The sequence below is a fragment of the Sutterella sp. genome, assembly GCF_052272535.1.
Taxonomy (GTDB): domain Bacteria; phylum Pseudomonadota; class Gammaproteobacteria; order Burkholderiales; family Burkholderiaceae_F; genus Sutterella.
Genome location: NZ_DAVZJY010000130.1, coordinates 1 through 6,884 on the forward strand (window position 1 = coordinate 1; position 6,884 = coordinate 6,884).

The 6,884-nt window shown below is 65.7% G+C and carries 5 protein-coding genes and 1 pseudogene; 4 read left to right on the forward strand and 2 right to left on the reverse strand.

Features of this window, described 5'->3' with window-relative positions; all coding sequences use genetic code 11:
• The first annotated feature begins 164 nt into the window (after positions 1-164).
• Together ACT6Y9_RS07390 and ACT6Y9_RS07395 are read left to right on the forward strand one after the other, a co-directional pair.
• Positions 165-1,715, forward strand: a complete 1,551-nt coding sequence (locus ACT6Y9_RS07390) for an FAD-dependent oxidoreductase (protein ID WP_295478964.1) — start codon at positions 165-167, stop codon at positions 1,713-1,715.
• Between the two features lie 283 nt (positions 1,716-1,998).
• Positions 1,999-2,349 (forward strand): cytochrome c3 family protein, encoded by a 351-nt coding sequence (locus ACT6Y9_RS07395; RefSeq protein WP_295478962.1) that lies wholly within the window; start codon positions 1,999-2,001, stop codon positions 2,347-2,349.
• A gap of 189 nt (positions 2,350-2,538) precedes the next feature.
• On the opposite strand, the gene ACT6Y9_RS07400 is transcribed toward ACT6Y9_RS07395, so the two are convergent.
• A complete protein-coding gene (locus ACT6Y9_RS07400; protein ID WP_443744056.1) occupies positions 2,539-3,375 on the reverse strand; it encodes a DNA-processing protein DprA in 837 nt (278 codons plus the stop codon).
• A 368-nt stretch (positions 3,376-3,743) separates the two neighbouring features.
• On the opposite strand from ACT6Y9_RS07400, the gene ACT6Y9_RS07405 reads away from it, so the two are divergent.
• A complete protein-coding gene (locus ACT6Y9_RS07405; RefSeq protein ID WP_295478957.1) occupies positions 3,744-5,162 on the forward strand; it encodes a flavocytochrome c in 1,419 nt (472 codons plus the stop codon).
• A gap of 295 nt (positions 5,163-5,457) precedes the next feature.
• On the forward strand, positions 5,458-6,342 hold the full coding sequence (serB, locus tag ACT6Y9_RS07410) for a phosphoserine phosphatase SerB (protein WP_443744057.1): 885 nt from the start codon (positions 5,458-5,460) through the stop codon (positions 6,340-6,342).
• A 151-nt stretch (positions 6,343-6,493) separates the two neighbouring features.
• On the opposite strand, the pseudogene ACT6Y9_RS07415 reads toward serB, so the two are convergent.
• Positions 6,494-6,884: pseudogene (locus ACT6Y9_RS07415) on the reverse strand (dihydroxy-acid dehydratase); the annotation flags it as partial.

The window sequence follows — 6,884 nt, forward strand, 5'->3', positions numbered from 1 at the left end:
GGCGGCGTCCACCTATACCGGACCTATACCAAGGTCTAGGCGCGGCTTTCCGGAGAGTCTTCAGAATGGCTTCATCACCCGGATGGAACGAAGCGCTTCCAACCGAGGTTCCCACGGAACCCCCGCAGCGGAGCTCCGAAGCAATACTTCAAAGGATTCTGAGAATGTCTGAACTCAATCTCGATCGCCGCAACCTGCTCAAGTCCGGCGCCGCCCTCGCCGCCACCCTCATGGCGAGCGCCGCCGCCAACGCCGGCATCCCCGCCTCGCAGGTGAAGAAGTACGACGGTGAGTACGACGTCGTGATCATCGGCTCCGGCTTCGCGGGCATGGCCTGTGCCCTCAAGGCCGCGCGCGCCGGCAAGACCGTCCTGATGCTCGAGAAGATGCCCGTCGTCGGCGGCAACTCCGCGATCTGCGGCGGCAACGTCGCCTGCCCGAACAACCCCGTGCAGAAGGCCCAGGGCATCAAGGACAGCAAGGAGCTCTTCATTCAGGACTGCCTGAAGGACGGCCTCGGCCTCAACTACACGAACCTCCTCGGCGTGATCGCCGACCGCTGCAACGACACGATCAAGTTCGTCGAGGACTGCGGCGCAGAGTTCGTTCCGAACAAGATGCTCTTCGAAGCCGGCCACTCCGTTCCGCGCTCCTACGAAATCAAGGCCGGCACCGGCTCGGGCTACATCCGTCCGATGTACGACAAGATCAAGCAGGAAAAGAATGTCAAGGTTCTGACCCGCGCGAAGTTCGACGACTTCGTGATGGAGGACGGCAAGGTCGTTGGCGTCACGTACCGTGAAGGCTACCGCTTCAACCAGAAGCTCACCTCCGACGATCTCGAGAACAAGACCGGCAAGACCAAGGTCGTGCGCGCCAAGCTCGGCGTCATGCTCGCCGCCGGCGGCTTCTCGCGCGACATCTTCTTCCGTCAGGCCCAGGATCCGCGCGTCGTTCCGACCACCGACTCCACGAACCAGCCCGGCGCCACGGCCGGCGTCCTGGTGAAGGCCCTCGGCATCGGCGCCCAGCCCGTCCAGCTCTGCTGGCTGCAGTTCCTCCCGTACTGCAACCCGCGTGAAAAGGGCTTCGGCGTTTCCGTGAACTTCACGAACCACGCCTGCATGGACTACGGCGTCGTGGTCGACCGCAAGACTGGTCTGCGCTTCATGGACGAGCACGCCGGCCGCAAGATCAAGTCCGATGCGCTCTTCAAGGTGATCGGCACGGACGAAAACTACCCGATCGCCATCGCCGACGAAGCCATCGTCAAGTCGATCAACCCGAACTTCGTGAAGCTCCCGATCGAAATGGGCACGGTCAAGAAGTTCAACACGCTCGAAGAGCTCGCCGACTACTTCAAGATCAACAAGAAGCCGTTCCTTGAACAGGTCGCCCGCTACAACGAGTTCATCAAGAAGGGCGAGGATCCGGAATTCCACCGCAACCTCAAGTTCTCCAACGGCCTCGACGTCTCCAAGGCTCCGTTCTACGGCATTGAAGTCGCTCCGAAGATCCACCACACCATGGGCGGCGTGATGATCAACGAGCAGGCCCAGGTGATCTCGGCCCAGACGCACCAGCCGATCCCTGGCCTCTATGCGGGCGGTGAAATCACCGGCGGCGTCCACGGCGCCTCCCGCCTCGGCACGGTCGCCGTGATCGACGCCCTCACGTTCGGCATGGTCGCCGGCGAACAGTTCGCCAAGATGTAATGCACCGGCTCCTTTGAGGTCCTGCCCGGAGAACCCGCCTGAGGCGGCGCTCTCCGGGCAGATGCTGAAGGCCTCGGGGAACACGCGGCGCAGCACCGCACGAACGCTCAGTCCGGTCCGCAGACCTCCAGCGGTCCGGCCTCCTTCATCCAAACCTTCCTCCCGCTCCGTAGAGCGCCTCTGCGCGCGGCCCCTCCTAGATTCCTCAGCTCAATCGCGGCCGAACGCTCTTTGAAGAGCCCCCCCCCCAACGGAACAACTCCTCCTCGGAAGACCCCAGAAAATGACCCGCACCCTCCTCACCGCGCTTCTCGCGGCCGCTCTCGGCCTCGGCACCGCCCTGAGCGCCCAGGCCGGCGAAAAGCTCGCCGAACAGCACGTCAAGATGGGCATGAAGTGCGAGACCTGCCATGGTCCCGACATGAAGAACCCTGAGACGCCGTCGATGGAAACCTGCACGGGCTGCCACAACGTCGATCAGCTCGTCGAAAAGACCAATGGCGTGAAGCCCGTGAACCCGCACGTTTCGCCGCATTACGGCAAGACGCTCGAATGCACCAACTGCCACCTGATGCACCAGGAAAGCGAAAACTACTGCGACCAGTGCCACCAGTTCGGCTTCAAGGTGCCCTAAGTCCTCCTCGGACGAAGACTCCTTTTCTCTTCTCCTTTTCTCCTTGTTCTCTCTTGTATCCCTCCGGTCTTTCAAAGCCCGGCGGGCTTTTTTTGCGCCGCCCGTGCAAAGGGGCGCAGAAGCGAAGGGCGCGCGGGACGAAGCCGTCCGCGCGCGCCCTTCCGGTTGAGGTCGAAGTCTTTCCTGCGCTCAGAGCCACCAGACGCGCGTCCAGGGCGAGAGGAGAGACTCCACTTCGCGCGCGTCGGCGGCGACGGCGACGAGCTCGCGGCCGTCGGCGTCGCAGAGGTTCCGCGCGAGGAGCTCCTCGGCCCACGGGGCGCGCGCCGCCTCATGCCAGATGAGGACGGGGCGTCTCAACTCCAGCGCCGCCTCGACTTCAACGAGCGTGCTCGAGCCCGGGCGGGCTGCCATCACGAGGGTGCCCGTGCCGAGGGCCGCCACGAGCCGGTTGCGGCGCCTCAGGCTCCGCGCGCGCTCCTCGGGGTCGAAGCGCCGGCCTTCGGCCTGCGGGGCTTCGGAGAGCGCGAGCCCCGAGGCGCAGATCTCGCCGTAGAGCTCCGCGTTTTCCGGAGGCCACGGGAAGGAGAGCGGGGTCCCGAGGACCGCGATCGTGCGGCCCGGGCGCCCTTCGTTCGTCCAGGCCGAAAGCGCCCCCGCGTGGGCCGCGCGGTCGATCCCGGCGGCGAGCCCCGAGACGATCACTGCCCCGCGCGCGGCGAGGTTCGCCGCGACGAGCTCCGTCATCTCGCAGCGCTCGGGCGCCGCGTCCCTCGAGCCCACAATCGAGACGCGCAGCTGCCGCTCGAGAAGCCCCGCGTCGCCCAACGCGCAGACCGCCCGCGGCGGGTCCCTGAGTTCCTCAAAGGCGTCGGGGTAGCCGTCCGAACCGCGGCGCAGCACGCGCGCGCCCGTCGGGAACGTGGCCGTGAGTTCGCGGCGCAGCTCCGAGACGCTCATCCCCGAGCCCGCGGCCTGCTCCATCTCCAGAAGCGCCCGGAAGGTTTCGGGCGTGAGCATCGACATTGTTGATCTCCCAAAAACGAGTGATGCCGCAATCGCTTCATACTCAATCGGAGGCATCAGGCAAACCCCTACGGATTCAGGGTGAAAATCCGTGCGCAAACGCCGTGCCCTTCCGGAAGTCTACGGTCGAATCGTTAAGCTTGCGCTAAGGATTCGGACTGAGTCAAATCCTGTAGACATCAGACGATCGTAGATACCCTTTCAGAGGTACTGATGAGGATTAATACCTATTCGGAGCGAACGTTTCAGGGTAACATTCTGCACGAGTTTGATGCCGTTTGGTTTCAATCTCCATCGAGGCGTACGCGCCCGTCTTCTACGGACGAGCAGAGACAACGCCCGCACACTCACAAGGAAAGGTGAAATTGATGAAGAAGATTCTCGTTGCCGCTGCCGTGATGGCCTGCTTCGGCACCGCCGGTGCTGCTGAAGACCTCACCGTTGACATCGCCGTGATCGGCGCCGGCGGCGCCGGCATGTCCGCCGCCGTTCAGGCGAACGAACTCGGCGCCAAGGTCGTCCTCGTTGAAAAGATGGCCATGGTCGGCGGCAACACGATCCGCGCCGCCGGCGGTCTGAACGCCACGGAAACGGCTCTGCAGAAGGCCAAGGGCTCCAAGGACTCCGTCGAAATCATGTACTTCGACACGATGAAGGGCGGCCACTGGCTCAACGACCCGGCGCTCGTCCGCACGCTCGCCGAGAAGTCCGCTTCGACGGTTGACTGGCTGCTCGCCCACGGCGGCGACCTGCGCGACGTCGGTCTGATGGCCGGCGCCTCCTTCGCCCGTACGCACCGCCCGACCGGCGGCGCCCTCGTTGGTCCTGAAGTCGTCCGCACGCTCTACACGTCCGCCAAGGCTCAGAACATCGACATCCGCACCAACACCAAGGCCACCGAGATCCTGAAGGACAAGGCCGGCCGCGTCGTCGGCATCAAGGTCCAGGGCAAGGACGGCGCCTACACGATCCACGCCAAGGCCGTCATCGACGCCGCCGGCGGCTTCGGCGCCAACAACGCCATGGTTTCCAAGTACGTGCCGCGCCTCAAGGGCTTCGCCACGACGAACCATCCGGGCGCCACGGGCGACGGTCTCCAGATCGCTGAGAAGATCGGCGCCAACCTGATCCAGATGGATCAGATCCAGACGCACCCGACCGTTGTTCCGAACGTCGGCGAGATGATCACCGAAGCCGTCCGCGGCAATGGTGCGGTCCTCATCAACAAGGAAGGCAAGCGCTTCTACAACGAACTTGAGACCCGCGACAACGTCTCCGCCGCGATCCTCAAGCAGAAGGACGGCCTCGCCTACCTCTTCTTCGACTCCGACATGCAGAAGTCGCTGAAGGCCACGAACAAGTACATCAAGCAGCCCTACTGCCTCAACGGCGCCACGCTCGACGAGATCGCCGGCAAGATGAACGTTCCGGCCGCCGACCTCAAGGCCACGATGGAAGCCTGGAAGAAGGGCAAGGCCGCCAACAAGGACGCCTTCGGCCGCGCCGACATGCCGCGCGACCTCGACAAGGGTCCGTTCTACGCGATCGCCGTCACCCCGGCCGTTCACCACACGATGGGCGGCATCAAGATCGACCCGCTCACCCAGGTCTACGACGTCAAGGGCAAGGTCATCCCGGGCTTCTTCGCTGCGGGTGAAGTCACCGGCGGCGTTCACGGCGGCAACCGCCTCGGCGGCAACGCTCAGTCCGACATCGTGACGTTCGGCCGCATCGCCGGCCAGCAGGCGTTCATCTACGTCCGTCAGCTCGACGCCCAGAAGAAGTAATTCATCAGCTCTCCGCCCCGGCTCCGAGGGGGTTCGATCCACGGGATGCACGGCTCGGGATCAGGCTCTGAAGTGCTGAGCGGAAGGCTCTGAAGACCTTCCTCACGAAAAGCCCGCAGTTCTCCGGAACCGCGGGCTTTTTCTCGTCCGGCTTTCTCGTCCGGAGGGCGGCCCGCCCGCCTCATGGCGTCCCGGCGCGCCGCGAAGCATTCCGGCGGCGACGCCCGCCGGGCAGCCTCCGCCTGGCTTGATAGACTTTCCTCCCTCCCTTCCCTATCCCGGAGAAGTCCCCCTCATGCACGACATCGTCATCACCGGCGCGGAGCTCGAGCACGAGCTCCTCGCAGACCTCATTGCGGAAATCCATCCCGAGCGCGTGCTACTGCGCCCCTCGGAGCCCGCGCTGCGGCTCGAGGGAGTCGAGCGCACGGCGGACCTGAAGCCCCTGCGCGAAGCGGCCGAACGGCTCCAGGCGGACTTCTTCCGGCTCCCCGCCGGGCTCTCCGTGAAGTCCTTCCGTGCGTTCTTCTTCGACATGGACGGGACGCTGATCGAAAACGAATGCATCGACGACATGGCGCGCGCCGCGGGGTGCTTGGCCGAAGTCGAGAAGGTGACCCGCGCGACGATGGAGGGGCGGCTTTCCTTCACGGAAAGCCTCGAAGGACGCGTGGCGCACCTCAAAGGGTCGCCCCTCAGCGTGATCGACCACGCGGTTGAAGCGGCCAGGCCCGCACACGGCGCGGCCGAGCTCATGAAGTTCGCCAAGCGCGCGGGCGTCGACTGCTACGTGGTCTCCGGAGGGTTCACGGCCATCACGCGCCCCGTCGCGAAGCGCCTCGGCATGACGGGCGCCGTTTCGAACGAACTCGAAGTCCGCGGCGACCGGCTCACCGGCGTCGTGCGCGGCCCTGCGGGCGGGCGGATTCTCGACGCCGACGGCAAGCGCCGCGCGGTCGAGGTGCTCGCGCAGCTCCACGGGTGCTCCCTGAAGGAGGTGCTCTGCTGCGGCGACGGCGCGAACGACCTCGAGATGGTGCGCGCGGCCGGAATCGGCGTCGCGTATCACGCCAAGCCGGTGCTGCGCACCGCGGCCGCGCAGCAGATCAACCATTCGGGACTCGAAGCCGTGATGCTCTTCTTCCGCGAAGCCTGGCGCGACGCGGTGCCGCTCGGGTGAAGCAGCTCGGGCGTCGAAAGTTCCCCACAATAAAGCGGCCGGTTGCGGGATCTCGAACGAGATTCTTCAGCCGACCGTTTTTCGTCTTCCGCCGCCGCGCCCGTTCAGGGGGAACGGGAGGGCGGTGGGCTGCGAAGGGGAGATTCTGGCGTCAGAGCGGGCGGAGCACCGCGCCCGTGCACCCGGAGCTCACCTGACGGGCGTAGCGCGCGAGGTAGCCCGTGGTGACGCGTGGCGCGCGGGGCTGCCAGGCGGCGCGGCGCCGTGCGAGCTCCTCTTCGGCCACATCCACCGAAATGCGGTTCGCGGGGATGTCGATCTCAACCATGTCGCCCTCTTCGAGGAGCGCGATCGGGCCGCCCACGGCCGCCTCGGGCGAAACGTGGCCGATTGCGGCGCCGCGGGTCGCGCCCGAAAAGCGCCCGTCGGTGATGAGGGCGACGGAGCCGCCGAGCCCATGATCGCGGAGGTGGGTTGAGCATCTCGCGCATGCCCGGGCCGCCGCGCGGCCCCTCGTAGCGGATCACGACCACGTCGCCCGC

Coding starts and splice junctions, on each gene's coding strand:
- serB (WP_443744057.1), top strand. CDS start 5,458: ATGCACGACATCGTCATCACCGGCGCGGAGCTCGAGCACGAGCTCCTC.
- ACT6Y9_RS07390 (WP_295478964.1), top strand. CDS start 165: ATGTCTGAACTCAATCTCGATCGCCGCAACCTGCTCAAGTCCGGCGCC.
- ACT6Y9_RS07395 (WP_295478962.1), top strand. CDS start 1,999: ATGACCCGCACCCTCCTCACCGCGCTTCTCGCGGCCGCTCTCGGCCTC.
- ACT6Y9_RS07400 (WP_443744056.1), bottom strand. CDS start 3,375: ATGTCGATGCTCACGCCCGAAACCTTCCGGGCGCTTCTGGAGATGGAG.
- ACT6Y9_RS07405 (WP_295478957.1), top strand. CDS start 3,744: ATGAAGAAGATTCTCGTTGCCGCTGCCGTGATGGCCTGCTTCGGCACC.